24 protein-coding genes and 2 tRNA genes are annotated in these 26,218 nt (G+C 67.7%); 10 read left to right on the plus strand and 16 right to left on the minus strand.

Translation table 11 applies throughout. The features are described 5' to 3' along the window. Nucleotides 1-20 precede the first annotated feature (20 nt). Entirely contained in the window at nt 21-566 is a 546-nt protein-coding gene (locus tag ACXPWS_RS20810; RefSeq protein ID WP_458708469.1) for a hypothetical protein, read from the plus strand. Here the strand turns inward: ACXPWS_RS20810 and ACXPWS_RS20815 are convergent. The 3 genes from ACXPWS_RS20815 to ACXPWS_RS20825 are packed head-to-tail and all read right to left on the minus strand — an operon-like array spanning nt 563 to nt 3,810. Next, the gene (locus tag ACXPWS_RS20815; protein ID WP_458708470.1) at nt 563-1,666 is read right to left on the minus strand and encodes a D-alanine--D-alanine ligase family protein; all 1,104 of its coding nucleotides are present in this window, start codon (nt 1,664-1,666) and stop codon (nt 563-565) included. The two genes, ACXPWS_RS20810 and ACXPWS_RS20815, sit on opposite strands and share 4 nt — an antisense overlap. Nucleotides 1,667-1,706: 40 nt before the next feature. Continuing rightward, nucleotides 1,707-2,810, minus strand: a complete 1,104-nt coding sequence (locus ACXPWS_RS20820; RefSeq protein ID WP_458708471.1) for a cystathionine gamma-lyase — start codon at nt 2,808-2,810, stop codon at nt 1,707-1,709. A 19-nt stretch (nt 2,811-2,829) separates the two neighbouring features. Next, complete coding sequence (locus ACXPWS_RS20825) at nt 2,830-3,810, minus strand: NAD(P)H-dependent glycerol-3-phosphate dehydrogenase (protein ID WP_458713626.1); 981 nt, start codon at nt 3,808-3,810, stop codon at nt 2,830-2,832. A gap of 61 nt (nt 3,811-3,871) precedes the next feature. On the opposite strand from ACXPWS_RS20825, the gene cofC reads away from it, so the two are divergent. From cofC to mutT1, 3 genes are all read left to right on the plus strand, one after another. Beyond that, nucleotides 3,872-4,552, plus strand: coding sequence for a 2-phospho-L-lactate guanylyltransferase (gene cofC / locus ACXPWS_RS20830; protein WP_458708472.1), 681 nt, complete (start codon nt 3,872-3,874; stop codon nt 4,550-4,552). Between the two features lie 76 nt (nt 4,553-4,628). Next, nucleotides 4,629-6,791 (plus strand): RNA degradosome polyphosphate kinase, encoded by a 2,163-nt coding sequence (locus ACXPWS_RS20835; RefSeq protein ID WP_458708473.1) that lies wholly within the window; start codon nt 4,629-4,631, stop codon nt 6,789-6,791. Between the two features lie 42 nt (nt 6,792-6,833). Beyond that, complete coding sequence (gene mutT1 / locus ACXPWS_RS20840; RefSeq protein ID WP_458708474.1) at nt 6,834-7,766, plus strand: 8-oxo-(d)GTP phosphatase MutT1; 933 nt, start codon at nt 6,834-6,836, stop codon at nt 7,764-7,766. Between the two features lie 81 nt (nt 7,767-7,847). Here mutT1 and ACXPWS_RS20845 read toward each other — a convergent pair whose 3' ends face one another. From ACXPWS_RS20845 to leuC, 3 genes are all read right to left on the minus strand, one after another. Beyond that, a complete protein-coding gene (locus ACXPWS_RS20845) occupies nt 7,848-8,534 on the minus strand; it encodes an HU family DNA-binding protein (RefSeq protein WP_458708475.1) in 687 nt (228 codons plus the stop codon). A gap of 202 nt (nt 8,535-8,736) precedes the next feature. After that, nucleotides 8,737-9,330, minus strand: a complete 594-nt coding sequence (leuD, locus tag ACXPWS_RS20850; RefSeq protein WP_458708476.1) for a 3-isopropylmalate dehydratase small subunit — start codon at nt 9,328-9,330, stop codon at nt 8,737-8,739. A gap of 13 nt (nt 9,331-9,343) precedes the next feature. Continuing rightward, nucleotides 9,344-10,789, minus strand: coding sequence for a 3-isopropylmalate dehydratase large subunit (leuC, locus tag ACXPWS_RS20855; protein WP_458708477.1), 1,446 nt, complete (start codon nt 10,787-10,789; stop codon nt 9,344-9,346). A 76-nt stretch (nt 10,790-10,865) separates the two neighbouring features. Between leuC and ACXPWS_RS20860 the strand changes: the two genes are divergently transcribed. The 3 genes from ACXPWS_RS20860 to ACXPWS_RS20870 are packed head-to-tail and all read left to right on the plus strand — an operon-like array spanning nt 10,866 to nt 14,161. Continuing rightward, nucleotides 10,866-11,567 (plus strand): IclR family transcriptional regulator, encoded by a 702-nt coding sequence (locus ACXPWS_RS20860; protein ID WP_458708478.1) that lies wholly within the window; start codon nt 10,866-10,868, stop codon nt 11,565-11,567. A 47-nt stretch (nt 11,568-11,614) separates the two neighbouring features. Continuing rightward, complete coding sequence (locus ACXPWS_RS20865) at nt 11,615-12,949, plus strand: DUF1800 domain-containing protein (RefSeq protein ID WP_458708479.1); 1,335 nt, start codon at nt 11,615-11,617, stop codon at nt 12,947-12,949. A 12-nt stretch (nt 12,950-12,961) separates the two neighbouring features. After that, nucleotides 12,962-14,161: a DUF1501 domain-containing protein gene (locus ACXPWS_RS20870; protein ID WP_458708480.1), complete on the plus strand. Its 1,200-nt coding sequence runs from the start codon at nt 12,962-12,964 to the stop codon at nt 14,159-14,161. A gap of 47 nt (nt 14,162-14,208) precedes the next feature. Here ACXPWS_RS20870 and ACXPWS_RS20875 read toward each other — a convergent pair. From ACXPWS_RS20875 to ACXPWS_RS20895, 5 genes are all read right to left on the minus strand, one after another. Beyond that, nucleotides 14,209-14,284: transfer RNA gene (locus ACXPWS_RS20875), tRNA-Glu, on the minus strand. Nucleotides 14,285-14,344: 60 nt separating this feature from the next. After that, nucleotides 14,345-14,419: transfer RNA gene (locus ACXPWS_RS20880), tRNA-Gln, on the minus strand. A 116-nt stretch (nt 14,420-14,535) separates the two neighbouring features. After that, nucleotides 14,536-15,987 carry a glutamate--tRNA ligase gene (gene gltX, locus ACXPWS_RS20885; RefSeq protein WP_458708481.1) on the minus strand — a complete coding sequence of 484 codons (1,452 nt, stop codon included), beginning with the start codon at nt 15,985-15,987 and terminating at the stop codon, nt 14,536-14,538. Nucleotides 15,988-15,996: 9 nt separating this feature from the next. Then, entirely contained in the window at nt 15,997-16,779 is a 783-nt protein-coding gene (locus ACXPWS_RS20890; RefSeq protein WP_458708482.1) for a fumarylacetoacetate hydrolase family protein, read from the minus strand. 26 nt (nt 16,780-16,805) lie between these two features. Then, nucleotides 16,806-17,966, minus strand: coding sequence for an alpha/beta hydrolase family protein (locus ACXPWS_RS20895; protein WP_458708483.1), 1,161 nt, complete (start codon nt 17,964-17,966; stop codon nt 16,806-16,808). Nucleotides 17,967-18,075: 109 nt separating this feature from the next. Here ACXPWS_RS20895 and ACXPWS_RS20900 point away from each other — a divergent pair, with 109 nt between their 5' ends. Next, nucleotides 18,076-19,263: an MFS transporter gene (locus ACXPWS_RS20900; RefSeq protein WP_458708484.1), complete on the plus strand. Its 1,188-nt coding sequence runs from the start codon at nt 18,076-18,078 to the stop codon at nt 19,261-19,263. Here the strand turns inward: ACXPWS_RS20900 and ACXPWS_RS20905 are convergent. The 4 genes from ACXPWS_RS20905 to serA are packed head-to-tail and all read right to left on the minus strand — an operon-like array spanning nt 19,260 to nt 23,110. Continuing rightward, complete coding sequence (locus ACXPWS_RS20905) at nt 19,260-19,865, minus strand: dihydrofolate reductase family protein (RefSeq protein ID WP_458713627.1); 606 nt, start codon at nt 19,863-19,865, stop codon at nt 19,260-19,262. The genes ACXPWS_RS20900 and ACXPWS_RS20905 overlap by 4 nt on opposite strands. A 60-nt stretch (nt 19,866-19,925) precedes the next feature. Beyond that, nucleotides 19,926-20,504 carry a hypothetical protein gene (locus ACXPWS_RS20910; protein WP_458708485.1) on the minus strand — a complete coding sequence of 193 codons (579 nt, stop codon included), beginning with the start codon at nt 20,502-20,504 and terminating at the stop codon, nt 19,926-19,928. 12 nt (nt 20,505-20,516) lie between these two features. Beyond that, nucleotides 20,517-21,527, minus strand: coding sequence for a 3-isopropylmalate dehydrogenase (locus tag ACXPWS_RS20915; protein WP_458708486.1), 1,011 nt, complete (start codon nt 21,525-21,527; stop codon nt 20,517-20,519). Further along, nucleotides 21,524-23,110 (minus strand): phosphoglycerate dehydrogenase, encoded by a 1,587-nt coding sequence (gene serA / locus ACXPWS_RS20920; RefSeq protein WP_458708487.1) that lies wholly within the window; start codon nt 23,108-23,110, stop codon nt 21,524-21,526. Before serA ends, ACXPWS_RS20915 begins: the two co-directional genes overlap by 4 nt. Nucleotides 23,111-23,171: 61 nt before the next feature. On the opposite strand from serA, the gene ACXPWS_RS20925 reads away from it, so the two are divergent. Then, a complete protein-coding gene (locus ACXPWS_RS20925) occupies nt 23,172-24,599 on the plus strand; it encodes a phytoene desaturase family protein (RefSeq protein ID WP_458708488.1) in 1,428 nt (475 codons plus the stop codon). Between the two features lie 67 nt (nt 24,600-24,666). Continuing rightward, nucleotides 24,667-25,092: a hypothetical protein gene (locus ACXPWS_RS20930; protein ID WP_458708489.1), complete on the plus strand. Its 426-nt coding sequence runs from the start codon at nt 24,667-24,669 to the stop codon at nt 25,090-25,092. Nucleotides 25,093-25,161: 69 nt separating this feature from the next. On the opposite strand, the gene ilvC is transcribed toward ACXPWS_RS20930, so the two are convergent. Next, nucleotides 25,162-26,163: a ketol-acid reductoisomerase gene (gene ilvC, locus ACXPWS_RS20935; protein WP_199196252.1), complete on the minus strand. Its 1,002-nt coding sequence runs from the start codon at nt 26,161-26,163 to the stop codon at nt 25,162-25,164. Nucleotides 26,164-26,218: the final 55 nt, after the last annotated feature.

The raw sequence follows: 26,218 nt of genomic DNA on the forward strand, positions 1-26,218 counted from the left end.
AAATGTCACTATGGAACATGATGCGACTCAGCAAACTCACGGCCGCCGCGGCGGGATCCGCCGCCATCGCGGCCGCAGCGCTCCTGGTTCACCCGTTGTCTCCGGGCGGCGGGCCGGTGCCCGGCGCCCCGGCTGAGGTGGTGCTGATGTCGGGCAGTCCCGGATCCCCGCCTGCCCCGTCGCCCGGTGCCCAGGCGGCCAAGGGCGCCGCCGCGGCCAAGTGGCAGACCTCCACCCAGAACGCGCTGAAGCGGCTGAACCATGCGATCGCCGACTTCCAGACCGCGATGGACGCCCAGAACTTCCCCGGTATGAAGGAAGCATGCGGGCGTGTCGGCACCGCCGGACGCGCCATCGCCGGCACGCTGCCCGCTCCGGTGCAGGACGTCACCGAACCGATGGAGGCCGCGGCATCGAACTTCATCGACGCCGGGACCCAGTGCGACAACCTGACCCCGGAAGGGGGCCGCGGCCCGATCAACATCATCGTGGCCGATGTCCAGTCCGGGATGAGCAACGTGCGCACGGCGCAGGCCGCCCTCGCCGCCGCCAGCTCGAGGAACTAGCGCAGGCCGGTGCCGCGCGCGACGGCCGTGTCCACCATCGCCGCCAGCAGGGTGGGATAGTCCACGCCGCTGGCCGCCCACATCCGCGGGTACATCGAGATGGTGGTGAACCCGGGCATGGTGTTGATCTCGTTGATCACCGGCCCCTGCTCGGTGAGGAAGAAATCGACGCGGGCCAGGCCCTGGCAGTCGATGGCGCGGAACGCCTTGATGGCCAGGTGCCGGATCTCCTCGGCCACGCTGTCGTCGACCTTCGCCGGCACGTCGAGTTCGGCCGCATCCTCCAGATACTTGGTGGCGAAGTCGTAGAAGCCGTCCTCGCGGCCGCGCACACCGGCCACCCTGATTTCGCCCACCGTGCTGGCTTCCAGATGGCCGTCGGCGAACTCCAGCACGCCGCATTCCAGCTCGCGCCCCGGTATCGCCGCCTCCACGATCACCTTGGGGTCGTGTTTGCGCGCCTGTTCGACGGCACCGGGCAGTTGATCCCAGGCCGTCACCCGGCTGACGCCGATGGATGACCCGCCGCGTGCGGGTTTCACGAAGACCGGCAGGCCCAGCCGTTCCCGGTCTTCCAGTTCGACGGTGTCCTGGTGTGGACGCAGCACCACCTGATCACCGATCGGCAGGCCCTCGGCCGCCAGTAGCTTCTTGGTGAATTCCTTGTCCATGCCGGCGGCACTGGCCAGCACCCCGGCCCCCACGTAGGGCACACCGGCCAGCTCGAGCAGGCCCTGGATGGTGCCGTCTTCCCCGTACGGACCGTGCAGCACCGGAAAGACGACGTCGACGGTGGCCAGCATCTCCCCCGCGGCCTCCCCGAGGGCGAGTAGCTGACCGCTGCGGTGCGGGTCGGCGGGCAGCGCCAGCGCCGTGCCGGATGCCCCGGTCACCTCCGGGAGCCGCCCGTCGGTGATGGCCAGGGTTTCCGGGCGCCCGTCGGTGAGCACCCAGGAACCTCCCGGCGTGATTCCGACGGCGACCACCTCGAACCGCTCGGGATCGAGATTGCGCAGGATACTGCCGGCCGACACACACGAGATCGCGTGCTCAGAGCTGCGTCCGCCGTAGACGACGGCGACGCGGATACGGGCACTCACAATCAGGAGACGTTACCGGCTGCCGGGCCGGCGGGGCGTCTCAGGCCAACGCTGCCTCGATGTCGGCCACGATGTCATCGGTGTCCTCGATCCCCAGCGAGAGCCGGGCGAAGCCGTCGCCGACCGGGTCGCCCCACCGGGCGCGGCGGTCCACGCAGGTGTGGATGCCACCGAAGCTCGTCGCCGCCACCAGCAGTGAGCTGCGCTCAACCAGGGCGTGCACGGCCGCCGCGTCGGCGAGTTCCACGGCCACCAGGCCGCCGAACCGTTTCATCTGCTCGGAGGCGACCGCGTGCGAAGGGTCGCCGGGCAGGCCGGGATACCGGACCGAACGCACGGCGGGGTGGTCGCGCAGCATCAGCGCGACCGCCGCCGCGTTGCGGCACTGCCGTTCGATGCGCAGGCCCGCGGTGCCCAGGCTGCGCAGCGCCAACCACGCCTCGAAGGCCCCGAGCACCGGCCCGGCCAGCAGCCGGTCCCGTTGCACCCGGTCCATCAGTTCCTCGTTGCAACCGGCCACATACCCCGCGAGCAGGTCGCTGTGTCCCGACAGCGCCTTGGTGGCGCTGGCGACGACCAGATCGGCGCCCAGCGACAGCGGCTGCAGACCCAGCGGGGTCGCGGCGGTGTTGTCCACCACCAGGGTGGTTCCGCGGGCCCGGCAGATGGTCGCCAGGCGATGCAGATCGACCACGTCCAGGGTGGGGTTGACCGGCGTTTCGGCCAGCACCACATCGGCGTGCCCGGCCGCCTCACACATCTGCGCCGCGGTCGCCTCGACGACGTGGACGCCTTGGGCGCCAAGGTATTCGGCCGCGTAACGGCGCACCTGGTAATAACCGTCGGCGGGGACCACCAGGGTGGCCCCGGGACTGGCCAGCACGCGCAGCACCGAGGTGATGGCCCCCATCCCGGAGGCGAAGATCAACGCCCGGGAGGCGCCCTCCAGGTCGGCGAGTGCCGACTCGAGTTGCCGCCAGGTCGGATTGGACACCCGGCCGTAGGTGTCCAGCTCAGCCGATTCGTCGGAGGTCAGGTGGTATGCCGACGCCGGCACCGGCGTGGGGCCGATCGGATCGCCCGGAACTGCATGTGCACCAACGATATTGACGCTGCGCGTGGAATCCCCGTAGCCGCCGCTCACGAATGTCGCCTCTCCCCGTTCACTCCGGTTTGGTGCTGCGCCCCAGTAGCAGCATGACCGCTTCGGTCACCGACAGCCCGCGGTGGCACACCTGGTGGACGGCGTCGGTGAGCGGCATCTCCACGTCATAACTCGACGCGAGCGCCAGCACCGACCGGCACGAGGTCACGCCTTCTGCGACATGCCCCTCGGCGGCCTGCAGCGCCGACTCCATCGAACCGCCCAGGCCGAGACGCTCGCCGAAGGTGCGGTTGCGCGACCGTGGCGACGTGCAGGTGGCCACCAGATCCCCGACACCGGCCAGCCCGGCCAGCGTGGCACCCTTGGCGCCCAACGCGATTCCCAGCCGCATGATCTCGGCCAGGCCACGGGTGATGATCGCGGCGGAAGTGTTCTCCCCCAGCCCGACACCGGCGGCCATCCCGCACGCCAGCGCAATGACGTTCTTGCAGGCGCCGCCGATCTCGGCGCCCACCACGTCGGCATTGGTATACGGCCGGAAGTACGGCGTGGAGAACGCGCGCTGCAGGGCCACCGCGCGACCGGAGTCGGTGCACGCGACAACCGTGGCCGCGGGCTGCCCGTCGGCGACCTCGTTGGCCAGGTTCGGCCCGGACACCACCGCCACCCGGGCCGGGTCGGCGCCGGTGACCTGCACCACGACCTGACTCATCCGCATCAGGGTGTCCAGCTCGATGCCCTTGGCCAGACTCACCAGGGTGGCGTCCGCACCGATCAGGTTCTTCCACTGATCGAGATTGGTGCGCAAGGTCTGCGACGGCACGCCCAGCAGTACCGTGCAGGCACCGTCGAGCGCCTCCGCCGGATCACAGGTCGCCCGGATACTGCCGGGCAACACGGTATCCCCGAGGTAGAACGGGTTGCGGTGCGTCGCGTTGATCTCGTCGGCGAGCTCGGCTCGTCGCGTCCACAACCTGACACCATTACCGGCATCGGCAAGCACCTTCGCCAGCGCCGTTCCCCATGCACCGGCACCCATCACCGCGGCTTCGACCACGCTTCACCCTAGCGCGGCCGCGGCGGCTGGCAGGATGTGCTGTGTGAGGCAGGGTCAATCGTCGACGAGCGCGCCCGGCGCGCTGCCACAGGTGAGCCTGGTGATCGCGGTCAAGCGGCTGGCCGCCGCCAAGACCCGGCTTGCGCCGGTGCTGTCGGCGTCCGCGCGCGAGCGGCTGGTGCTCGCGATGCTGGCCGACACCGTGGCCGCGGCGTCCGCGGTACCCGCGGTGAGTTCCATCACCGTGGTGACACCGGATCCCGCGGCGGCCACGGCGGCCGTCGACCTCGGCGCCCAAGCGCTCGCCGACCCCACCCCCGACGGGCACCCCAACCCACTCAACAACGCCCTAATGGCAGCCGAAAGTGCCAGTCCCACAACGGATATCCTGATCGTCCAGGGCGATCTTCCGGCATTGCGGCCGGCGGAACTGGCCGGGGCCATCGCCGCGGCAACGCACCATCGGCGCAGCTTCGTCGGCGACCGGCACGGCACCGGCACCTCCGCTCTGTTCGCCTTCGGCACCGCGCTGGATCCACTTTTCGGCACGGATTCCGCTCGCCGGCACGCAGATTCGGGTGCGGTCGAACTCACCGGCGACTGGCCCGGCCTGCGTTGTGATATCGACACCCCCGACGATCTCGCCGCAGCGCTGAGCCTGGGCGTCGGGCCTGCCACCAGCCGGGTGATCGGTAATCTGGCGTGCACGGGCACCGATTGCTGACAGCCCCGCCGCGTCACCGGCCCCGACAAAGCCCGCCGCACTGGAATGCGCCGTGGCGATGCGCAATGATCGGTACATGACCGAAGCCGACACGCGAACCGCCGACGCCGAGTGGACGTCACCCGAGAACACTCCCGATGCACCGCCGGCCGCGACGCCGGATTCCGTCCCCGACGCGCTGCCCGAGGATCGCTACCTCAACCGCGAGCTGAGCTGGCTGGACTTCAACGCCAGGGTGCTGGCGCTGGCCGCGGACACCTCATTGCCGCTGTTGGAACGTGCCAAGTTCCTGGCCATCTTCTCCTCGAATCTCGATGAGTTCTATATGGTTCGGGTCGCCGGTCTGAAACGCCGCGACGAGATGGGTCTTTCGGTGCGCTCGGCGGACGGGCTGTCCCCGCGCGAGCAGCTGCGCAGGATCGGCGAACGCACTCAGCAACTCGCCAGCCGGCACGCCCAGGTGTTCCTCGAGTCGGTGCGCCCGGCGCTGGCGAAGCAGGGCATCGTCATCGTCACCTGGAACGATCTGGACGAGCGGGAGCGGGAACGGCTGTCCACCTATTTCCACGAGCAGGTCTTCCCGGTGCTCACTCCGCTGGCGGTGGACCCCGCGCATCCGTTCCCGTTCGTGAGCGGCCTGAGTCTCAATCTGGCCATCACCGTCCGGCAGCCCGACGACAAGACCCAGCACTTCGCGCGAATCAAGGTGCCCGACAACGTCGACCGGTTCGTCGAGCTCCCGGTCCGGGAGACCGAGGACGGCAGCGCCGGGCCGGCCCGGTTCCTGCCGCTGGAGACATTGATCGCGGTGTTCCTGCCGGTGTTGTTCCCCGGACTGGAGATTGTGGAACACCACGCGTTCCGGATCACCCGTAACGCCGACTTCGAGGTGGCCGAGGACCGCGACGAGGATCTGCTGCAGGCCCTGGAACGGGAGCTGGCCCGGCGCCGGTTCGGCTCGCCGGTGCGTCTCGAGGTCGCCGACGATATGACCGAGAACATGCTCGAGCTGCTGTTGCGCGAGCTCGATGTCCATCCCGGGGACGTGATCCAGGTGCAGGGGCTGCTGGACCTGTCCTCACTGTGGCAGATCTACGGGGTGGACCGGCCCGACCTCAAGGACCGCCCGTTCGTGCCCGCCACCCCACCGGCTTTCGGTGAGCGCGAAACCCCCAAGAGCATCTTCTCGACCTTGCGCGACGGCGACGTGCTGGTGCACCACCCCTACGATTCGTTCTCCACCACGGTGCAGCGATTCATCGAGCAGGCCGCGGCGGACCCGAATGTGCTCGCCATCAAACAGACGCTGTACCGCACCTCCGGTGACTCGCCGATCGTCAACGCGCTGATCGACGCCGCCGAGGCGGGCAAGCAGGTGGTGGCGCTGGTCGAGATCAAGGCCCGCTTCGACGAACAGGCCAACATCACCTGGGCCAGGAAGCTGGAACAAGCCGGGGTGCACGTGGTGTACGGGCTGATCGGGCTCAAAACGCACTGCAAGACCTGCCTGGTCGTGCGCCGCGAAGGGTCGGCAATTCGACGGTACTGCCATATCGGCACCGGGAACTACAACCCGAAAACCGCCCGCCTCTATGAAGATGTCGGCCTGCTCACCGCCTCACCCGAGGTGGGCGCGGACCTGACGGACCTGTTCAACTCGCTGACCGGGTATTCGCGCAAAGAGTCCTACCGCAACCTGCTGGTCGCGCCCTTCGGCGTGCGCAGAGGCATCATCGAACGGATCGAGCGCGAGATCGCCGCGACCCGGGACGGCGCCGAGGGCCGAATCCGCATGAAAGCCAACGCACTCGTCGACGAGCAGGTGATCGACGCCCTTTATCGCGCCTCGCAGGCCGGTGTGCGGGTGGAGGTGGTGGTGCGCGGAATCTGCGCGCTGAAGCCCGGTGTGCCGGGATTCTCGGAGAACGTCGTGGTCCGGTCGATCCTGGGCCGTTTCCTGGAGCACTCGCGAAGTATTCACTTCAACGCCATCAACGAGTTCTGGATCGGCAGCGCCGACATGATGCATCGTAATCTCGACCGCCGCGTCGAAGTCATGGCCCAGGTGAAAGACACCCGGCTCACCGCGCAGCTCGATGACATCTTCGAGTCTGCAATGGATCCGGCCACCCGGTGCTGGGAACTGCGTGCCGACGGTCACTGGACAGCAATGCCGCTCGAGGGCCAAACCGTGCGCGATCATCAGGTGTTGATGATGGAACGTCACCGCCATCCGTGACGACCGCCGAGGTGACCGGGCCGACGACCCCCAGGAGTTGATGTGCCGAACACGGTGACCCGCCCCAAGACGATTCACGCGGCGGGCGCGGTGCTGTGGCGGGCTGACGATCCCTCGGCCACGGACGAGGCTTCGCTCGAGGTTGCGGTCGTGCACCGTCCCCGCTATGACGACTGGTCGTTGCCCAAGGGCAAGGTGGATCCGGGTGAGACCGAACCCGTCACCGCGGTACGCGAGATTCTGGAAGAGACCGGGTATGCCTGCCAGCTCGGCCGGCGCCTGGCCGCGATCAGCTATCCGGTGGGCGAGGACACCAAGAGGGTGCGATTCTGGGCGGCCCGCACCCTCGACGGCGAGTTCATCGCCAACGACGAGGTCGACCAATTACTCTGGCTCCCGCCGGCCCAGGCGCTGGAACGCCTGCAGTACCCCTATGACCGGAAGGTGCTGCGCCGCTTCACCAAACTTCCGGCGCACACCAGCACGGTGCTCATCGTCCGGCACGGCCGGGCGGGCCGGAAATCCCGTTTCAAGGGGGACGACCGGAAACGCCCGCTGGACAAGCATGGTCGGGCACAAGCCGAATCACTGGTCGGGCAACTGCTCGCGTTCGGCGCCGATCGCTTGTTCGCCGCGCCGCGCACCCGGTGTCAGCAGACCCTCGAACCGCTCGCCGAGGAACTGGGCGTGCCGATCGGCGACGAGCCGGCGCTGACCGAGGAGGCGTACGCCGATCATCGCGGCACCGCCCGATCCCGCGTGCTCGAGATCGCCGGCGACGCTGCCGACGGCACACCGGTGATATGCACGCAGGGCAAAGTCATCCCGGATCTGATCACCTGGTGGTGCGAACGCGACGGGGTCCAGCCGGACAAGTCGCGGAACCGTAAGGGCAGCACCTGGATTCTGTCGCTGGCGGGCGAGCGCCTGGTTGCCGCCGACCATATCGGCAGCCCGCTCGCCATCGACGACTGACCACTCACTCTAGACACGCCGACGCGAATACGCCGTGGATCACGAGGATCCACGGCGTATTCGTGTCGAGATGGGGTGGTTCTACTTGCGGCCGCGCTTGACCGGAGCGGCCTTCTTGGCGGGAGCCTTGGTGGCGGGAGCCTTCTTGGCGGGAGCCTTCTTGGCGACCGGAGCCTTCTTGGCCGGAGCCTTCTTGGCCGGAGCGGCCTTCTTGGCGACCGGAGCCTTCTTGGCCGGCGCCTTGGTGGCGGGAGCCTTCTTGGCCGGCGCCTTCTTGGCCGGAGCGGCCTTGGTCACGACCGCTTTCTTGACCGGGGCCTTCTTGGCCGGAGCCTTGGTGGCCGGGGCCTTCTTGGCCGGAGCGGCCTTGGTGGCAGCGGCCTTACGGGCCGGAGCCTTCTTGGCCGGAGCGGCCTTCTTGGCGGCGGTGCGCTTGGCCGGGGCCGCAGCCACACCACGCTTCACGGCCGGACCATCGGCCGGGAGCTTCTGTGCGCCAGCGACAACCGCCTTGAACTGAGCGCCCGGGCGGAACGCCGGCACCGAGGTCGGCTTCACCTTGACGGTCTCGCCGGTGCGCGGATTGCGCGCAACGCGAGCGGCGCGACGGCGCTGCTCGAAGACACCGAAGCCGGTGATCGTGACGCTCTCACCCTTGTGCACAGCCCGCACAATTGTGTCGACGATGTTTTCAACCGCCGCAGTAGCCTGTCGACGATCGGTGTCCAACTTGGCTGTCAGTGCGTCGATGAGCTCTGCTTTGTTCATGCATACCCTCCGAAGTCAGTGGTCCACTTTGAACCGACTAGAGGACACGGTAAACCCACAAGCAGCAGATTTCCAAGAGCCACGCGCAGTTTCAGGCATAGCTGAGAAAGTTTTTTGGATTCGGTTGCCCCACTTGGGCGGTGGTACGGGCGTCCGAGAACGTGGTTGCCGGGCGGGATTTGGGCTCCGCGACGGCCCGAAATCAGCCCGGCGAGGTGGTCGGTTTGAAGCTCGGACGACTCTTCTCGAAAGCATCGATGTCGTCCTGTTTGCGCAGCGTAAGGCCTATATCGTCGAGCCCTTCGAGTAGCCGCCAGGCCGTGTAGTCGTCAATCGTGAACGGCAGCATGACCGTTCCTGCGGTGATATTCCGATCTTGAAGATTCACAGTGATTTCCAGGCCGGGATTCTGCTCGATCAACTTCCACAGCAGTTCCACATCGTCGTGTGTGACTTCGGCCGCCAAAAGCCCCGCCTTGCCCGCATTGCCCCGGAAGATATCGGCGAATCGCGGCGAGATGACGACTCGAAAGCCGTAATCCATCAGCGCCCAGACGGCGTGTTCCCGTGACGAGCCGGTGCCGAAATCGGGACCGGCGACCAGAACCGACCCCTTGTCGAAAGGCGCCAGGTTCAAAATGAAGGATGGATCGTTGCGCCAGGCGGCGAACAAACCGTCTTCGAAACCCGTTCGGGTGACCCGCTTCAGATATACCGCCGGGATGATCTGATCGGTGTCCACATTGGACCGCCGCAACGGCACGCCGATTCCCGTATGAGTGGTGAAAGCTTGCATGACGAGTCTCCTTCTAGCGGGTCTGGGCGGCAGGCAGATCGGCCGGCGAGGACAGCGTGCCGCGCACCGCGGTGGCGGCCGCGACGGCCGGCGACACCAGATGGGTGCGCCCGCCCTTGCCCTGACGGCCCTCGAAATTTCGGTTGGAGGTGGAAGCGCAACGCTCCCCCGGCGCCAGTTGATCTGGATTCATCCCCAGGCACATCGAGCAGCCGGCCTGCCGCCACTCGGCTCCGGCGGCGGTGAAGATCGCCCCCAGGCCTTCGGATTCGGCCTGGGCACGGACCCGCATCGAGCCCGGCACCACCAGCATCCGCACGCCGTCGGCGACCTTGCGACCGTCCAGGATCTCGGCCACCACGCGCAGATCCTCGATCCGACCGTTGGTACACGAGCCGACGAACACGGTGTCGACAGACACCTCGCGCAACGGGGTACCCGCCCGAAGGTCCATGTATTCCAATGCCTTTTCGGCGGCCTGGCGCTCGTCGTCACCCGACATCAGCTCGGGGTCGGGCACGGCGGCCGACAACGGCGCGCCCTGGCCCGGGTTGGTCCCCCAGGTGACGAACGGGCTCAGCGTCGCGGCGTCGATGTGCACCTCGGTGTCGAATTCGGCGCCCTCGTCGGTGCGTAACCGGCTCCACGCCGCCAGCGCGGCATCCCAGTCCGCACCCGTCGGAGCGTGCGGACGACCCTTGAGGAATTCGTAGGTGGTCTCGTCGGGGGCCACCATCCCGGCCCGCGCACCCGCCTCGATGCTCATATTGCAGATGGTCATCCGGCCCTCCATCGACAGCGATTCGATGGCGCTACCCCGGTATTCGATGACATGACCCTGGCCGCCACCGGTACCGATCTTGGCGATCACCGCCAGGATGATGTCCTTGGCACTCACGCCGGCCGGCAGCACACCGTCGACATTGACCGCCATGGTCTTGAACGGTTTGAGCGGAAGCGTCTGGGTGGCCAACACATGTTCGACCTCCGAGGTGCCGATGCCCATCGCGATCGAGCCGAACGCACCGTGGGTGGAGGTGTGGCTGTCGCCGCAGACGATCGTCATACCGGGCTGCGTCAAACCCAGTTGCGGCCCGATGATGTGGACGATGCCCTGCTCGACATCGCCCATCGGGTACAGCCGCACACCGAACTCTTCGCAGTTGCGTCGCAGCGTCTCCACCTGAATGCGGGACACCGGGTCGGCGATCGGCTTGTCGATGTCGATGGTCGGCACGTTGTGGTCCTCGGTGGCGATCGTCAGATCGGTCCGGCGCACCGGACGCCCGGCAAGGCGCAGGCCGTCGAACGCCTGCGGGCTGGTGACTTCGTGCACCAGGTGCAGATCTATGTAGATGAGGTCGGGTTCCTTGGCCGCTCCCTCGCCTGGGCCGCGCACCACAACGTGGTCCTCCCACACCTTTTCGGCCAAGGTCTTCGGCTTCTGGGTCTGCTCCATGACTTCTCGATTCGTGTCGGGGCGTCCTGCCGTGACGGGCTGGCTATCTCACGATACGGAACGCTAGTATCTCCCTATGAGACAGGATAGCGGCATCGGCGTCCTCGACAAAGCCGTGGGTGTCCTTCACACGGTGGCCGAATCGCCCTGCGGCCTGGCCGAACTGTGCGAACGAACCGGACTTCCGCGTGCCACCGCACACCGTCTGGCCGCCGGCCTGGAAGTTCACCGGCTGCTGGCCCGCGACCCCGAAGGCCGGTGGCGGCTCGGCCCGGCGCTGACCGAACTGGCCGGTCAGGTCAACGATCCGCTCGTGGCCGCGGGTGCGGTGGTGCTGCCCCGGCTGCGCGAAATCACCGGCGAGAGCGTGCAACTGTATCGGCGCGAGGGCACCTCCCGGGTGTGCGTGGCCGCCCTGGAACCGCCCGCCGGGCTGCGGGACACGGTGCCGATCGGCACCCGCCTGCCGATGACCGCGGGCTCGGGAGCCAAGGTGCTGTTGGCATTCAGCGATGCCGCCACCCAGCAGAGCGTGCTCGCATCGGCGAAATTCACCGAACGCACCTTGGCAGAGGTTCGCAAACGAGGGTGGGCGCAAAGTGCAGCCGAACGTGAGCCCGGGGTCGCCAGCGTCTCGGCCCCGGTGCGCGACGGCCGCGGCGCGGTGATCGCCGCGGTGTCCGTATCCGGGCCGATCGACCGGATGGGCCGCCGGCCCGGAGCCCGCTGGGCCGCCGATCTGCTGGCCGCGTCCGAAGCATTGACGCGAAGGTTGTAGCAAACACAGCCAATGGCTCTATCCTTCGTAGTTAACGGCCAGGAGTTTTGGCTCTAGGAGGAACCACGGCGTCGCAGTCCCCGCACTGGATCGCCACCGCACGGATGCTGCGGAGGGCGGGTTTCGGCGCGTCCGGGCCCCAGGTCGATGCCGTCGCCGGCCAGGACTGGTCGGTGTATCTGGATACCGCACTGAACATGAACCCGGACAGCGATCCGGGTGCCGCCGCCACGCCCATCCCGGCACCGGTCACCCCGCCGCTGCCGCCGGAGAATGCCAACCAGCAGATACGTACCCAGTTCATCACCGGTCTGTACGGCCAGATGCAGGAGCTCTCGGCCTGGTGGCTGCGCCGGATGGCCGCCGTTCAGCAGCCCATCCACGAGAAGTTGACGCTGGTGTGGCACAACCATTTCGCAACCTCTGCGGAGAAGGTGGTGGCCGCCGAGCTGATGGCCGCCCAGAACCAGAAACTGCGCACCCTGTGCCTCGGCGACTTCCGCACGCTGGCCTACGCCATGCTGACCGATGCGGCGATGGCGCAATGGCTGGATGCCGTGCGAAATACCAAGGCCGCGCCGAACGAGAACCTGTCCCGGGAATTCATGGAGCTGTTCACCTTGGGGCACAACAACGGATACACCGAGGCCGACGTCCGGGAAGGCGCCCGCGCACTGACCGGACGGTATGTCGAGCCCGGCGCCCGCACGATCGTGTCGCCGGACAATCACGACACCTCCCCCAAAACCGTGCTCGGCGTCACCGGAAATCATGATGACAGCGCGTTCTGCGACATCGTGCTGGACCAGCCGGGCTCCCCCGGCTTCGTGGCGGGCAAGCTCTGGCGGCTGCTGGCCTCGGATGCGCCCGCACCCGCCGACACCCTGGACCGTCTGGTCGGCGCCTACGGCCCGGGCCGGAACCTGAAGGCCCTCACCAAGGCCGTCTTCATGGATCCGTCCTTCACCGCGAGCACCAGCATCATGGTGAACCAACCGGTCGAATGGTTACTCGGCGTCATCCGTGCGCTCGCCGTGCCCCTGGACGGGGCGGACGCCGTCGCCGGCTGCAACGCCGTGCTGACCGTGATGGGACAACGCCCCTTCTATCCCTACGACGTCGGTGGCTGGCCGCGCGGCCAAGCCTGGCTGTCCACCACGAGCACCGCCGCGCGGGTGTGGGCGGCCAACAAGTTCGTCCCGATGGGAAATATCTCCATCGTCCAGCAGGCCGGCACGCAGGACCGTGTGGACGCCGCCGGCTATCTCCTCGGCATCGGAGCGTGGTCGGACAGCACGGCCGCCGCACTCAAACCGTTGGCCGGGAATCCCACCAGGCTGGTCGCCGCGGCGGTCAACACACCCGAATACCTGACGTCCTAGCGAGATACGCCGATGCCCGAGTTGAACCGCCGCAACTTCCTGATCGCCAGTGTGGGTGCCGCAGGCCTGCTGTCGGGGGCCGCCGTCACGCTGCCGCAATTGCTCCGGCACGGGCAGGAACGCCCGCTGTCCACGGACGCAGGCATCCTGGTCATCCTCACCCTCTACGGCGGCAACGACGGCATCAACACCGTGATCCCGGTCGCCGACAACGCATATCACGATGCCAGGCGCGATCTCGCGTTCGCCCCGCACGAGGTGCTCGACCTCGACGGCAGGCTGGGCCTCAACCCCGCGCTGACCGGGCTGAAGGAGATCTGGGCCGACAATCAGTTGGCCATCGTGCGCGGGGTGGGCTATCCGAAACAGGATCGCAGCCATTTCCGGTCGATGGACATCTGGCAGACGGCGTCGCCGGGTGCGCCGTTGTCCTCGGGCTGGATCGGCCGCTGGCTGGATGCCGGCGGCGACGATCCGCTGCGCGCCGTCAACGTCGGATCGGTGTTGCCCCCGCTGGCGGTCGGCGAGAAGCAGGTCGCCGCAGGGCTTTCCGTGAGCATCCCGCAGATTCCCGACGATGTCGCCGACACCCTGGAAGCACTGAGCGCGCCCGATCCGCGCGATTCGCCGGCGATGGCCGCGGTGCGCGCCAACTACCGGGCCTACAAGACCACCGACTCGGCGTTCAGCGCGTTCACCGACAAACCTCTGCCGGATACGGCGACCATGAGCGCGGGCAAGCAACTGGCCGAGGACCTGGATCTGGTGGCCCAGTGTGTGAAGGCCGGAGTCCCGACCCGGGTGTACATGGTGACGTTGGGCGGCTTCGACACGCATGCCGACGAGCGGGGTGACCATCAGCGACTGCTGAAGGCCCTCGACGACGCGCTGGCACCGTTTCTGCGGCAGGTCGGCCACACCGCCCACGGCCGCAATCTCGTCGTCATGGTGTACTCCGAATTCGGCCGACGCGTCGATGCCAATGCCTCCCAGGGCACCGACCACGGCACGTCCGGCCCCGTGTTCATCGCCGGCCCCAGGGTCAAGGGTGGGTTCTACGGCGACGAACCGAGCCTGACCGATCTCGACGACGGCGACTTGAAGACCACCACCGATTTTCGTGACATTTATTACGAGCTGCTGAGCGGGACACTGAATTCGGATCCGGAGCCCTCGGTCGGGCCCGGCCGCAACCGCATCGGCTTCCTCTGACCGTGAGCCGAAAAAATCCCGGGACTTCGCAGTCCCGGGATCTCCGGTGGTACCCCCGATGGGATTCGAACCCACGCTACCGCCGTGAGAGGGCGGCGTCCTAGGCCGCTAGACGACGGGGGCTAGAACTCAATCCGGAGGGAAAGCATAGCCCAGGAGCCAGTACTGACCTAATCACCGGATTGGCTGGGGTACCAGGACTCGAACCTAGAATGAGGGAATCAGAATCCCTAGTGTTGCCAATTACACCATACCCCATTTGACACCCATCACCGCAGGTCAGGGCATCAGTTGGCCCAATCAGCGCCGCGGCGAGGATCTCCGCTGTGCTTTTCGGGCCGACGAACAGATTACCAAAGAATCGGGGCCACTTTTCACACCCCACCCCTTGCGGCCCGCAGCCTGGCCAGACTGCGGTCCGCGCCGAGCAATTCCATCGACTCGAACAGCGGCGGGCTGACCGTCGCGCCGGTGACCGCCACCCGGATCGGGCCGAACGCCTTCCTCGGCTTGAGCTCAAGACCGTCCAGCAGGGCCGCCTTCAGCGCGGTCTCGATGCCCGCGGTGGTCCAGCTGGACACGGCCTCCAACGCCGCCAGCGCGGCGTCCAGCACCGCCGCGGAGTCCGGTCCGAGTTCCTTGGCCGCGGCCTTGTCGTCGAGGACGTAGGCGTCGTCGTTGAAGAACTTCAGCAGGTCCCAGGCGTCGCCGAGCACCACGATCCGCGTCTGCACCAGTGCGGCCGCCTCGGCGAAAGCGGCGTCGTCGAGGGTGGTGTCGTGGCCGTGCGCGCCCAGGTAGGCATCCAACCGGGCGGCGAAATCCGCAGGCGTGAGCAGTCTGATGTGCTCGGCGTTGATCGCATCGGCCTTCTTCTGATCGAACCGGGCCGGGTTGGAGTTGACGTTGACCACGTCGAACGCGGCCACCATCTCGTCGAGGCCGAACACGTCGTGATCGTCGGCGATCCCCCAGCCCAGCAGCGCCAGATAGTTCAGCAACCCCTCCGGCAGGAAGCCGCGATCACGGTGCAGGAACAGATTCGACTGCGGGTCGCGCTTGGACAGCTTCTTGTTGCCATCGCCCAAAACGCTTGGCAGGTGCGCGAATTCAGGAACACGTTCGGCGACGCCGATTCGGATCAGTGCTTGGTACAACGCGATCTGGCGCGGCGTGGACGGCATGATGTCCTCGCCACGCAGCACGTGGGTGATCTTCATCAGCGCATCGTCGACCGGGTTGACCAAGGTGTACAACGGATCTCCGTTGCCCCGCGTGATCGCGAAATCCGGCACGGAGCCTGCCGGGAAGGTGGTCGGGCCGCGGACCAGATCGTTCCAGGACAGATCCGCGTCGGGCATCCGCAACCGCAACACCGGCTTACGGCCTTCGGCGGTGAACGCCGCGCGCTGCTCGGCGGTGAGGTCGCGGTCGAAATTGTCGTAGCCCAGCTTGGGATTCCGGCCCGCCGCGATGTGCCGGGCCTCCACCTCTTCGGGGGTCGAGAAGGCCTCGTACACCTCGCCGGCGGCCAGCAGCTCGGCGATCACACCGCGATAGATCTCGGCGCGCTGCGACTGCCGGTAGGGCTCGTGCGGGCCGCCCACCTCGGGGCCCTCGTCCCAGTCCAGCCCGAGCCAGCGCAGCGCGTCCAGGATGGCGTCATAGCTTTCCTGGCTGTCGCGGGCGGCATCGGTGTCCTCGATGCGGAACACGAAGGCGCCGCCGGTGTGCCGGGCGTAGGCCCAGTTGAACAGCGCGGTGCGCACCAGGCCGACATGCGGGGTACCGGTGGGCGACGGACAGAAACGTACGCGAACGGTCATGACGTGCCTCTACTTCTGCTTGCGCACAACAGGATTGGAGAGGGTCCCGATACCCTCGACGGTGATGCTGACGGTGTCGCCGTCTTCGATCGGGCCGACACCCTCGGGTGTCCCGGTCAAGATCAGGTCCCCCGGCAGCAGTGTCATCACCGCCGACACCCATTCGATGATCGCGCCGACATCGTGTAGCAGCAGTGCGGTGTTGCTGTCCTGGCGCACCGTGCCGTTGACCTCGGTGCGGATGTCCAGACCGGACGGGTCGACGGCCGTCTCGATCCACGGCCCCACCGGGCAGAAGGTGTCATGCCCCTTGGCCCGCATCCACTGCCCGTCCTGCTTCTGCTGGTCGCGGGCGGAGACATCGTTGGCGATGGTGTAGCCCAGGATGTAGTCGGCGGCTTTCGCGGCGGGCACGTCCTTGCACGGCCGTTCGATGACGGCGACCAGCTCGCCCTCGTGGTGCACCGGGTGGGCATCGGCGGGCAACTGGATCGCCACGTTGGGGCCGATGATGGCGGTGTTGGGCTTGAGGAAGATCACCGGGGATTCGGGTGCTTCGCCGCCCATTTCGCGGGCGTGGGCGGCGTAGTTCTTGCCCATGCACACCACCTTGCTGGCCAGGATCGGCGCCAGCAGCCGGACATCGGCCAGCGGCCAGCTGCGGCCGGTGAAAGTGGGGTTGCGCGAGAGATACTGTTCGGCGATCTCGCGGCACACCGCATCGGAGTTCGGGTCGCCTTCGATGACTACGAAGGCGACGCCGTCGGGACTGGCGATTCGACCAAGACGCATCCGGCCAGCCTAGTGAGGGTCCCTGCTCACCCCGTGAACTGGGCACGCAGGAACGGCGTGGAGTCCACGATCGAGGCCAGCACAGTGCCGGAATGGTCCTCGTCGGGATAGACCTTGAGCGTCACGTCCTGGCCGTTGGCCCGCAACTGGTCATCGAGCGCCAGGGACATGCTGGGCGGCACATCCCGGTCCTGCAGGCCCACGCCGAGGAAGATGGGGCGGTCATAGCCGGTCGTCGGCGTGCCCATGTAGGCATACAGCGCCTCGGTGATCCCGGGCAGCGAGCTCAGCGGCGCCCGGAAGAAGGCCGGCGGCGACAACCCGTCCAGCGCCTGGCCCAGCGCCGCCGTGCAGAGTGTCTCGGCCTTGTCCACGGCGGCAGCCCCGGCGGCGCTGAGCACGGAATCGATGGCCAGATCGCGGCGTGCCTCGCGGACGCCGGCCAGGATGTAGGCCGTGTAGGCGGCGGCGGCGGGCCCGAGATCGGGCGGCAGCACCATGTCGGGGCCGCCCTGCCCGACGATGGCCTCGACATTGAACGGCGTGCCGGTGGCGACCACCCCGCGGTAGTCGAGTCCGGTCCCCCGGGTGAACTCGGTCGCCCACCGGGCGCTGTTGACCGCGGCGGCACCGCCCTGGGATTGGCCGACGATGGCCCACTTCGGTGACAGCGGCAGGTCCAGGTGATGTGCGGCGATCACCGAGTCCACCACGCTGTGCGCGGTCGCCACGCTGTTCAGGTAGCTCATCAGGCCAGGAGTGCCCAGTCCGGCGTAATCGGAGCCGACCACCACGTAGCCCTCGTCCAGCCAGTGCGCCAGATATTCGTCATCTCGTTCGCTTCGGGGCAGCGCGGACGGTGTGCAGTCGTCGCCCAGTCCGACCGTGCCGTGCGCCCAGGCGATCACCGGCCGACCGCCCGCCGGTGCGGGTCCGCCGGGGACGAACACCGCGGCGGTGCTCACCGCCGGCGAGTCATGTTGATCCACAGTCGAATACAAGATCCGGTAGGCCTGTGCCGCGCCCGGTATCCACAACGCGGGGTCCAGCGGCGCCGATGAGATCAGCTTGCCGGGCGCCGGGATCGCACCGCTGTGCTGGCGGGCGTCCAGCCCGGACCAGTTCAACTCGGCCGCCGAAGCCAACGGGGCCAGCGTCGTTGCGGCAATCAATCCACTCACCAGCATTATGGCGACTCTGCGTAAATACACCGCCCCAGGTTATGACAGTGACCGAGGTTCTCATATTTTGAGATACGCGTTCAATATTTTGGGATGGTCGTGACACCATGGCGCTATGCCCACCGCCACGATCGGTTCCGCCCGTCGCTGGTCCATGCTGGTGATCGCGCTCACCGCAACCACATGCGCAAACGTCTTCATCAACGGTGCCGCCTTCCTCATTCCGACCCTGCACACCGAGCGCGGTCTGGGTCTCGCCCAGGCCGGGACGCTGTCGGCGATGCCCAGCCTGGGGATGGTGACGACGCTGATCCTGTGGGGTTATGTGGTCGACCGGTCCGGCGAACGCCTGGTGCTGAGTCTGGGGTCGGCGCTGACCGCCGTGGCCGCCTTCGCCGCCGCGTCGGCACACTCACTGCTGGCCGTCGGAGCCTTCCTGCTGATCGGCGGAATGGCCGCCGCCAGCAGCAATTCGGCCAGTGGACGGCTTGTGGTCGGCTGGTTTCCGCCCGAGCAGCGCGGGCTGGTGATGGGCATCAGGCAGACCGCCACCCCACTGGGTGTCGGCCTGGGCGCACTGGTGATCCCCCGCCTGGCCGAAACTCATGGTGTGGCAACGGCTTTACTGTTTCCGGCGGTGGTCTGTGCGCTGGCCGCCGCGATGTGCCTGGTGGGCGTCATCGACCCGCCGCGACCGCCGCGCGCCGAGGCTCCGGATGCGCATCTGGCCAATCCGTACCGCGGGTCGTCGATGCTGTGGCGCATCCATGCGGTGTCCGTGCTGCTGGTGGTACCGCAGTCGGTGGTGTGGACCTTCACCCTGGTGTGGCTGATGACCACCCGCGACTGGTCGGCGGCCTCGGCCGGACTGTTGGTGACCGCGGCCCAGATCCTGGGCGCCGCAGGCCGGATCGCAGCTGGACGCTGGTCGGACGTCACCGGCGCCAGGCTGAGACCGATCCGCACCATCGCCGCGGGTGCCGCGGCATCGATGGCGCTGCTGGCGCTCACCGACTGGCTGCACTCCCCCGTCAGCGTCGTCCTGGTGGTGATCGCGTCGGTGATCACGGTGTCCGACAACGGACTGGCATTCACCGCCATCGCAGAGATCGCCGGGCCGTTCTGGAGTGGCCGTGCGCTGGGCACCCAGAACACCAGCCAGCACCTGGCCATGTCGGCCGCGCCGCCGGTGTTCGGCGCGTTGATCGGCCTGCTCGGCTATCCGGCGGCGTTCCTGGTGTGCGCGCTGTTCCCGGTGATCGCCATCCCACTGGTGCCGGCCGATCGCGAACACACGGCTTAGCCGCTCATATCCCCGGTCTGGGGAACACCGTCGGCCAGGGCGTAGCGCAGGTGCACGGTGCCCTTGGGACTGGCCGCCGGCGGTTCGACGAGGGCGAGGTTCGACGGCACGGCACCACCGTCGAATACCTTCTTCCCGGTGCCGAGCAGGATCGGGTGCACCCAGAGGTCGAGGTGGTCGAAGAGCTTCTCCCGCAGCAGCGTCTGCACCAGATTCAGGCTGCCCACCACCCGCACCTGCTCGTGCCGATCGGCGATCTCACGTACCGCGCCGGCCAGGTCGGGGCCGAGCTGGGTCGATCCGGACCACGAGAGGTCGGGCCTGCCACGGGAGGCCACATACTTCGGGATGCGGTTGAACAACGCGGCGAATTCGTCGTCCTGGTGCGGCCAGTAGGCGGCGAAGATGTCGTAGGTGCGCCGGCCGAGCAACAACGCGTCGGCGCCCTCATACGCGGCGGCGATCTGGGCGCCGGCGACCTCGTCGATCAGCGGCGCCTGCCAGCCGCCGAACGAGAAGCCCACCGGATCTTCGTCAGGCCCACCCGGTGCCTGCGCAACGAGGTCGAGGCTGGCGAACAGTTCGATCTGAATGTTTCCCATGATCATCAGACCGGCGGCGCCCGCAAAACTCATCGCGCCGATGAAACAAGTGATCGGGCATCATGTTTCGGGGTGCCGCCGGGGCAGGATCAGCAGCGCGGCAACCAGGAAACACAACGCACCGGCGAAGGTGCCGAGGTTGGCCAGCCGCGCATCGACGGTCACGCCGGCCTTGGTCACGAACGCCGCCAGCGCGGAGACACCGAACGCGGCACAACCCACCAGATTGATCCATTCGGCTTGCCAGTCAACCGATCTCGGATCCCACAGACCGACGACGAGAACACCCAGGACACCGGAGATGAGGAATGCCACCGACCCGGTGGCGTCGGGCGCCCACACGTAGCGACGTTCGCCGTGAATCGTGTGCGCCCACACCGACGCGCCGGTACTGATGTTGAACAGGATGGTGCCGGCCCATTGGGTTGCCGATGACCACCAGCCGGCCCCGGCGCCGGACAGTCGCAGCTGCATCCAGCCGGCCGTGGTGAAGAACCACGACCCGATGAAGCACAACACATTCGCAGCGCCGGTACCGGCCAGCTCCGCGAAGCCGGGCACGGTGGCCACCGCGAAGCAGATCGAACCGGCCGCGAACAACCAGCACTGCCGCGTGAGCGTCGCGCAGTGGGCGGTCAACGCGCTAAACCCCTACAGCAGCGACAGGATCCGCTTTCCCACCTCGCTGGTGGACTGCTTGGCGTCCCCGCGGGTGGCCAGGTGCTCACCGACGGCTTTGTCCACCCGGGCCGCCGCCTCGGTCTCGCCGACATGAGCCAGCAGCAGGGCCACACTCATCACCGCGGCCGTCGGATCGGCGATGCCCTGGCCCGCGATATCGGGCGCGCTGCCGTGCACCGGCTCGAACATCGACGGATTGGTCCGGGTGGCATCGATATTGCCGCTGGCGGCCAGACCGATACCGCCGCACACCGCCGCCGACAGGTCGGTGATGATGTCGCCGAACAGGTTGTCCGTGACGATCACGTCGAACCGGCCGGGGTCGGTGACCATGTGGATGGTGGCCGCATCGATGTGCTGATAGGCCACCTCGACGTCGGGGAACTCCGTGCCCACCTCCGCGACGACGCGCGACCACAGGCTGCCCGCGAAGGTCAGCACGTTGGTCTTGTGCACCAGCGTCAGGTGCTTACGCCGCGACTGGGCGCGGACGAACGCGTCCCGCACGACGCGCTCGACGCCGAAGGCGGTGTTCACGCTGACCTCGGTGGCGACCTCGTGCGGCGTGCCGACCCGCAGCGCCCCGCCGTTGCCGGTGTAGGGCCCCTCGGTACCCTCGCGCACCACCACGAAGTCGATACCGGTGACGCCGGACAACGGGCTGGTCACGCCGGGGTACAACCGGCCCGGCCGCAGATTCACATGATGATCCAAAGCAAAACGCAGTTTCAGCAGCAGACCGCGTTCCAGCACGCCACTGGGGACCGACGGATCGCCGATCGCGCCGAGCAGGATGGCGTCGTAGCCGCGGAGTTCCTCGATGGTCTCCGCGGTGAGCAGCTCACCGGTCGCGTGATAGCGCCGCGCGCCCAGGTCGTACTCGGTGCGTTCGACACCGGGAAGCACGGCGTCGAGCACCGTGAGCGCCTCGGCGATGACCTCGGGACCGATGCCGTCGCCGGCGATGACAGCTAGTTTCACGACAGGTCAACCACTTCCAGTGTGGTGGCGCCGACCGCCTTGGCGATCGCGGCGCGCACGTTTTCGGGTACGTCGGTGTCCAGACGCAAGATGATCGTCGCGCTGTCCCCGCCGGCGTCCTGACTCAGCTGGGCGGCCAGGATGTTGACGTTCGAACCGCCGAGTTCGGTACCGATCTTGCCGAGCGCACCGGGCTGATCGCTGTAGTTGACCACCAGGTTGAAACCCTCGGCGCGCAGGTCGAAATTGCGCCCGTTGATCTGCACCAGCTTCTGCACCTGCTGCGGCCCGGACAGCGTGCCCGCCACATTGAGCGAGCTGCCGTCGGCGTACACCGTGCGCACGTCGACCACGCTGCGGTGATTGGGGCTCTCGCTCGCCGTGGAGATCTCGGCGGTCACACCGCGGTCCTTGGCCAGCGCGGGCGCATTGACGAACGTCACCTGCTCGTCGACGACGGCCGAGAACAGCCCACGCAGTGCCGACAACCGAAGGATCTCAACATCATCGGATGCGAGCTCGCCGCGCACCTGGACGGTCAGCGACACCGGGGCGGCGTCGGACAGCGAGCCCACCAGCAGCCCGAGCTTGCGCACCAGATCCAGCCACGGCGCGACTTCCTCGCCGACCACACCGCCGCCGACATTGACCGCGTCCGGCACGAATTCACCGGCCAGCGCCAGTTTCACACTGGCGGCGACGTCGGTGCCCGCACGGTCCTGGGCTTCTTCTGTCGACGCACCGAGGTGCGGGGTGACGACCACCTGAGGCAACTCGAACAGCGGGCTGTCGGTGCACGGTTCGGTGGCGAACACGTCCAGGCCGGCGGCCCGTACGTGACCGCTGGTGATCGCGTCGGCCAGGGCCTGCTCGTCGATCAGACCACCGCGCGCGGCGTTCACGATGATCACGCCGGGCTTGGTCTTGGCCAGGTTGTCCTTGCCGAGCAGGCCGGCGGTCTCCTTGGTCTTTGGCAGGTGCACCGAGATGAAGTCCGCGCGGCCCAGCAACTCGTCCAGGGTAAGCAGTTCGATGCCGAGCTGGGCGGCGCGGGCCTGCGAGACGTACGGGTCATACGCGGTGACGTGCGCGCCGAAGGCGGCCAGCCGCTGCGCGACCAACTGGCCGATCCGGCCCAGGCCGACCACGCCGACGGTCTTACCGAAGATCTCGGTACCGGAGAACGACGACCGCTTCCAGGTGTGCGCACGCAGCGTGGCGTCAGCGGCCGGGATCTGGCGCGCGGCCGAGAGCAGCAGGGCCAGCGCATGCTCGGCGGCGCTGTGGATGTTGGAGGTCGGGGCGTTGACCACCAGCACACCGCGGGCGGTGGCGGCCTCGACGTCGACATTGTCCAGGCCCACGCCGGCGCGGGCGACGATCTTGAGCTTGGGCGCCGCGGCCAGCACCTCGGCGTCGACGGTGGTCGCCGAACGGACCAGCAGGGCATCGGCATCGGCGATCGCGGCGAGCAGTTTCGGGCGGTCCGGACCGTCCACCCAGCGAACCTCTACCTGGTCGCCGAGGGCGGCGACGGTCGATTCGGCGAGCTTGTCGGCGATCAGTACAACGGGAAGACTCACGCGGTAAGGATAGTGGGCTGCAATCCCGACGAAACACCGGGCATTGACCCAGGATGGGGTCATGGACGTCACCGTCGTCGGAAGTGGGCCCAACGGACTGACCGCCGCCGTGATCCTCGCGCGCGCCGGGCTGGCCGTGCGGGTCATCGAGGCGCAGCCCACGGCAGGTGGCGGCGCCCGCACCCGGCCCGATCCGGAGTACCCGGGCGTCACCCACGACGTCTGCTCGGCGGTGCATCCGCTGGCGCTGGCATCACCGTTCTTCGCCGCCTTCGACCTGACCGCACGCGGGGTGAGGCTGCCGGCACCGGAGATCTCCTACGCCAGCCCGCTGGCCGACCGTCCGGCGGCGATCGGTTACCGCGATATCGGGCGTACCTGTGCCGAACTCGAGCACGGCGCGTCGTGGGGACATCTGCTCGGGCCGCTGGTCGACGACTGGGACGCGGTGGTGCGGCTGATCCTGGGTGACAAGCGCTCGGTCCCCCCGTTGTCGGCGGCGGCGAAGGTGGCACCCCGGTTGCTCACCCAGGGCACCCCGCTGTGGGGCCACCTCGTCGGCGCGGACGCCCGCGCGTTGTTCAGTGGTGTTGCGGCACATACCATCTCGCAGATGCCTTCGCTGGTCTCCAGCGGCGCCGGGCTGATGCTGGGCACCCTCGGGCACGCGGTGGGGTGGCCGATCCCGGTCGGCGGCTCGCAGGCCATCCCGGACGCACTGCTGGCCGACCTGACCGCCCACGGCGGTGAGCTGGTGCTCGGCCAGGAGGTCACCGCGCCGCCGGGCGGTGTGGTGCTCTACGACACCGCCCCCACCGCGTTGCTGTCCATCTACGGTGCCGCCCTGCCGTCCGGATACGCCCGGGCGCTGCGGCGTTACCGGTACGGGCCCGGGGTGGCCAAGATCGACTTCGTGCTCTCCGGCGAGATCCCGTGGCGCGATCCACGTCTGGCGCAGGCGCCGACCCTGCACCTGGGTGGTAGTCGCGAACAGATGGCACTGGCCGAGTCCGAGATCGCCGCCGGCCGGCACGCCGACTGGCCGATGGTGCTGGCCGCGCTGCCGCATGTGGCCGACCCGGGCCGCATCGACGCCGCCGGCCGCCGGCCACTGTGGACGTATGTGCATGTGCCACATGGCTCTTCGCGAGACATGGCCGAAGCGGTGACCGGCATCTTCGAGCGCTTCGCCCCCGGTTTCCGCGATATCGTCGTCGCGACGCGCAGCGTCCCGGCGTCGCGGTTGGCCGACCACAACGCGAATCTGGTCGGCGGCGATATCGGGGTGGGCGGCAACAACATGATCAGCGCGCTGGCCGGCCCGACACCGCGACTGAATCCGTGGACCACACCCATCCCGAAGGCCTATCTGTGTTCGTCGGCCACCCCACCCGGCGGCGGTGTGCACGGAATGGCCGGTTATTACGCGGCGCGCACGGTGCTGCGGCGCGAATTCGGGATCAGGAAACTGCCGTCGCTCGCACCGTGACGCACCCTCGTTTTGTGGGTATACCAGCGGGGGTGAGTGAGCAATTGCACAAAGGCAGGCGGTCGTCGTGACGCGGTTGGACGACGCGCACGGGCGTCCGCCGGGTGTCAGCGATGCGACCGTCGAGGCCGTAGGCAAGGTCTCGGAGGCGCTGGAGTATGTCGAACGGGCCAGGGGCCACCTGTACTCGTTCCACCAATTGATGGGGCACGCGGATCTGCTGCTCGGGCAGGCCTGCGACGATCTGCGCGCGGCCGGGCACGCCGGGGTCGCCGACCGATTGTCCGAGGACATCGTCGGGCGCAACGTGATTCGTGGCCGCTGGACCTTTCAGGTCATCGAGGAGTTCGACGACGATTACTGGTGGCGGTTCCGCGAGCACGAGAAACGTGTTCGCGATGAGCTGATGGACGGAAAGCGTCACGTGTTCGAGGCGGAGATGAAAGAGGACCGCCGCAGCAAGGGCCGCGACGGCCACGAAGCCACCCCCTGAACGCCGAAAGGCCAGTTATTGCACGCTTTTTGGTAATTTGCGTGCAACAACTGGCCAGTGGGCGTCTGGTTACGCCGTTTCGGTGATCGGCCGGTCGACCCAGCTCATCAGGTCGCGCAGCTTCTTGCCGGTGACCTCGATCGGGTGCTCGGCGTTCGCCTTGCGCAGACCCTCGAGCTCGGTGTTGCCGTTCTCGACGTTGGCGACCAGACGCTTGACGAAGCTGCCGTCCTGGATGTCCTTGAGGATGGCGCGCATGCGCTCCTTGGTGTCGGCGTCGATGACCCGCGGACCGGAGATGTAGCCGCCGAACTCCGCGGTGTCGCTCACCGAGTAGTTCATCCGGGCGATGCCGCCTTCGTAGATCAGGTCGACGATGAGCTTGAGCTCGTGCAGCACCTCGAAGTAGGCCATCTCGGGGGCGTAGCCGGCCTCGACCATGACCTCGAACCCGGTCTTGATGAGCTCTTCGGTGCCACCGCACAGCACGGCCTGCTCACCGAACAGATCGGTCTCGGTCTCTTCCTTGAAGGTGGTCTTGATGACACCGGCGCGCGCGCCACCGATAGCGGCGGCGTACGAGAGCGCCAGCGCCTGGCCCTCGCCCTTGGGGTCCTGGGCGACGGCGATCAGCGCGGGCACGCCCTTGCCGTCGACGAACTGCCGACGCACCAGGTGGCCGGGGCCCTTGGGGGCGACCATGCCCACGGTGATGTTCTCGGCGGGCTTGATCAGACCGAAGTGGATGTTCAGGCCGTGTCCGAAGAACAGCGCGTTGCCGTCCTCCAGGTTGGGCTCGATGTCCTTGGTGAAGATCTCGGCCTGCGCGGTGTCCGGCGCCAGCACCATGATCACATCGGCCCACTTGGCGACCTCGGCCGGCGTACCGACCTCCAGGCCCTGCTCCTCGACCTTGACGCGGGACTTCGAGCCCTCTTTCAGGCCGACCTTGACCTGCACGCCCGAGTCACGCAGCGACAGCGAATGGGCGTGGCCCTGGCTGCCATAGCCGATCACCGCGACCTTGCGGCCCTGGATGATCGACAGATCCGCGTCGTCGTCGTAGAACAGTTCGATTGCCACTGAATTTTCCTTCTCTTTGTCTCTTTGATTCGTTCTGTGAAAG

This window comes from Mycobacterium sp. BMJ-28 (assembly GCF_054404835.1).

Excerpts from the sequence above, each read along its gene's own strand:
- ACXPWS_RS20895 (WP_458708483.1), bottom strand. The coding sequence starts at position 17,966 with ATGCTGGTGAGTGGATTGATTGCCGCAACGACGCTGGCCCCGTTGGCT.
- ACXPWS_RS20925 (WP_458708488.1), top strand. The coding sequence starts at position 23,172 with ATGGACGTCACCGTCGTCGGAAGTGGGCCCAACGGACTGACCGCCGCC.
- leuD (WP_458708476.1), bottom strand. The coding sequence starts at position 9,330 with ATGCAAGCTTTCACCACTCATACGGGAATCGGCGTGCCGTTGCGGCGG.
- ACXPWS_RS20900 (WP_458708484.1), top strand. The coding sequence starts at position 18,076 with ATGCCCACCGCCACGATCGGTTCCGCCCGTCGCTGGTCCATGCTGGTG.
- ACXPWS_RS20870 (WP_458708480.1), top strand. The coding sequence starts at position 12,962 with ATGCCCGAGTTGAACCGCCGCAACTTCCTGATCGCCAGTGTGGGTGCC.
- gltX (WP_458708481.1), bottom strand. The coding sequence starts at position 15,987 with ATGACCGTTCGCGTACGTTTCTGTCCGTCGCCCACCGGTACCCCGCAT.
- ACXPWS_RS20825 (WP_458713626.1), bottom strand. The coding sequence starts at position 3,810 with ATGGGTGCCGGTGCATGGGGAACGGCGCTGGCGAAGGTGCTTGCCGAT.
- ACXPWS_RS20905 (WP_458713627.1), bottom strand. The coding sequence starts at position 19,865 with ATGGGAAACATTCAGATCGAACTGTTCGCCAGCCTCGACCTCGTTGCG.
- ACXPWS_RS20810 (WP_458708469.1), top strand. The coding sequence starts at position 21 with ATGCGACTCAGCAAACTCACGGCCGCCGCGGCGGGATCCGCCGCCATC.
- leuC (WP_458708477.1), bottom strand. The coding sequence starts at position 10,789 with ATGGAGCAGACCCAGAAGCCGAAGACCTTGGCCGAAAAGGTGTGGGAG.
- ACXPWS_RS20835 (WP_458708473.1), top strand. The coding sequence starts at position 4,629 with ATGACCGAAGCCGACACGCGAACCGCCGACGCCGAGTGGACGTCACCC.
- ACXPWS_RS20845 (WP_458708475.1), bottom strand. The coding sequence starts at position 8,534 with ATGAACAAAGCAGAGCTCATCGACGCACTGACAGCCAAGTTGGACACC.
- ACXPWS_RS20860 (WP_458708478.1), top strand. The coding sequence starts at position 10,866 with ATGAGACAGGATAGCGGCATCGGCGTCCTCGACAAAGCCGTGGGTGTC.
- ACXPWS_RS20890 (WP_458708482.1), bottom strand. The coding sequence starts at position 16,779 with ATGCGTCTTGGTCGAATCGCCAGTCCCGACGGCGTCGCCTTCGTAGTC.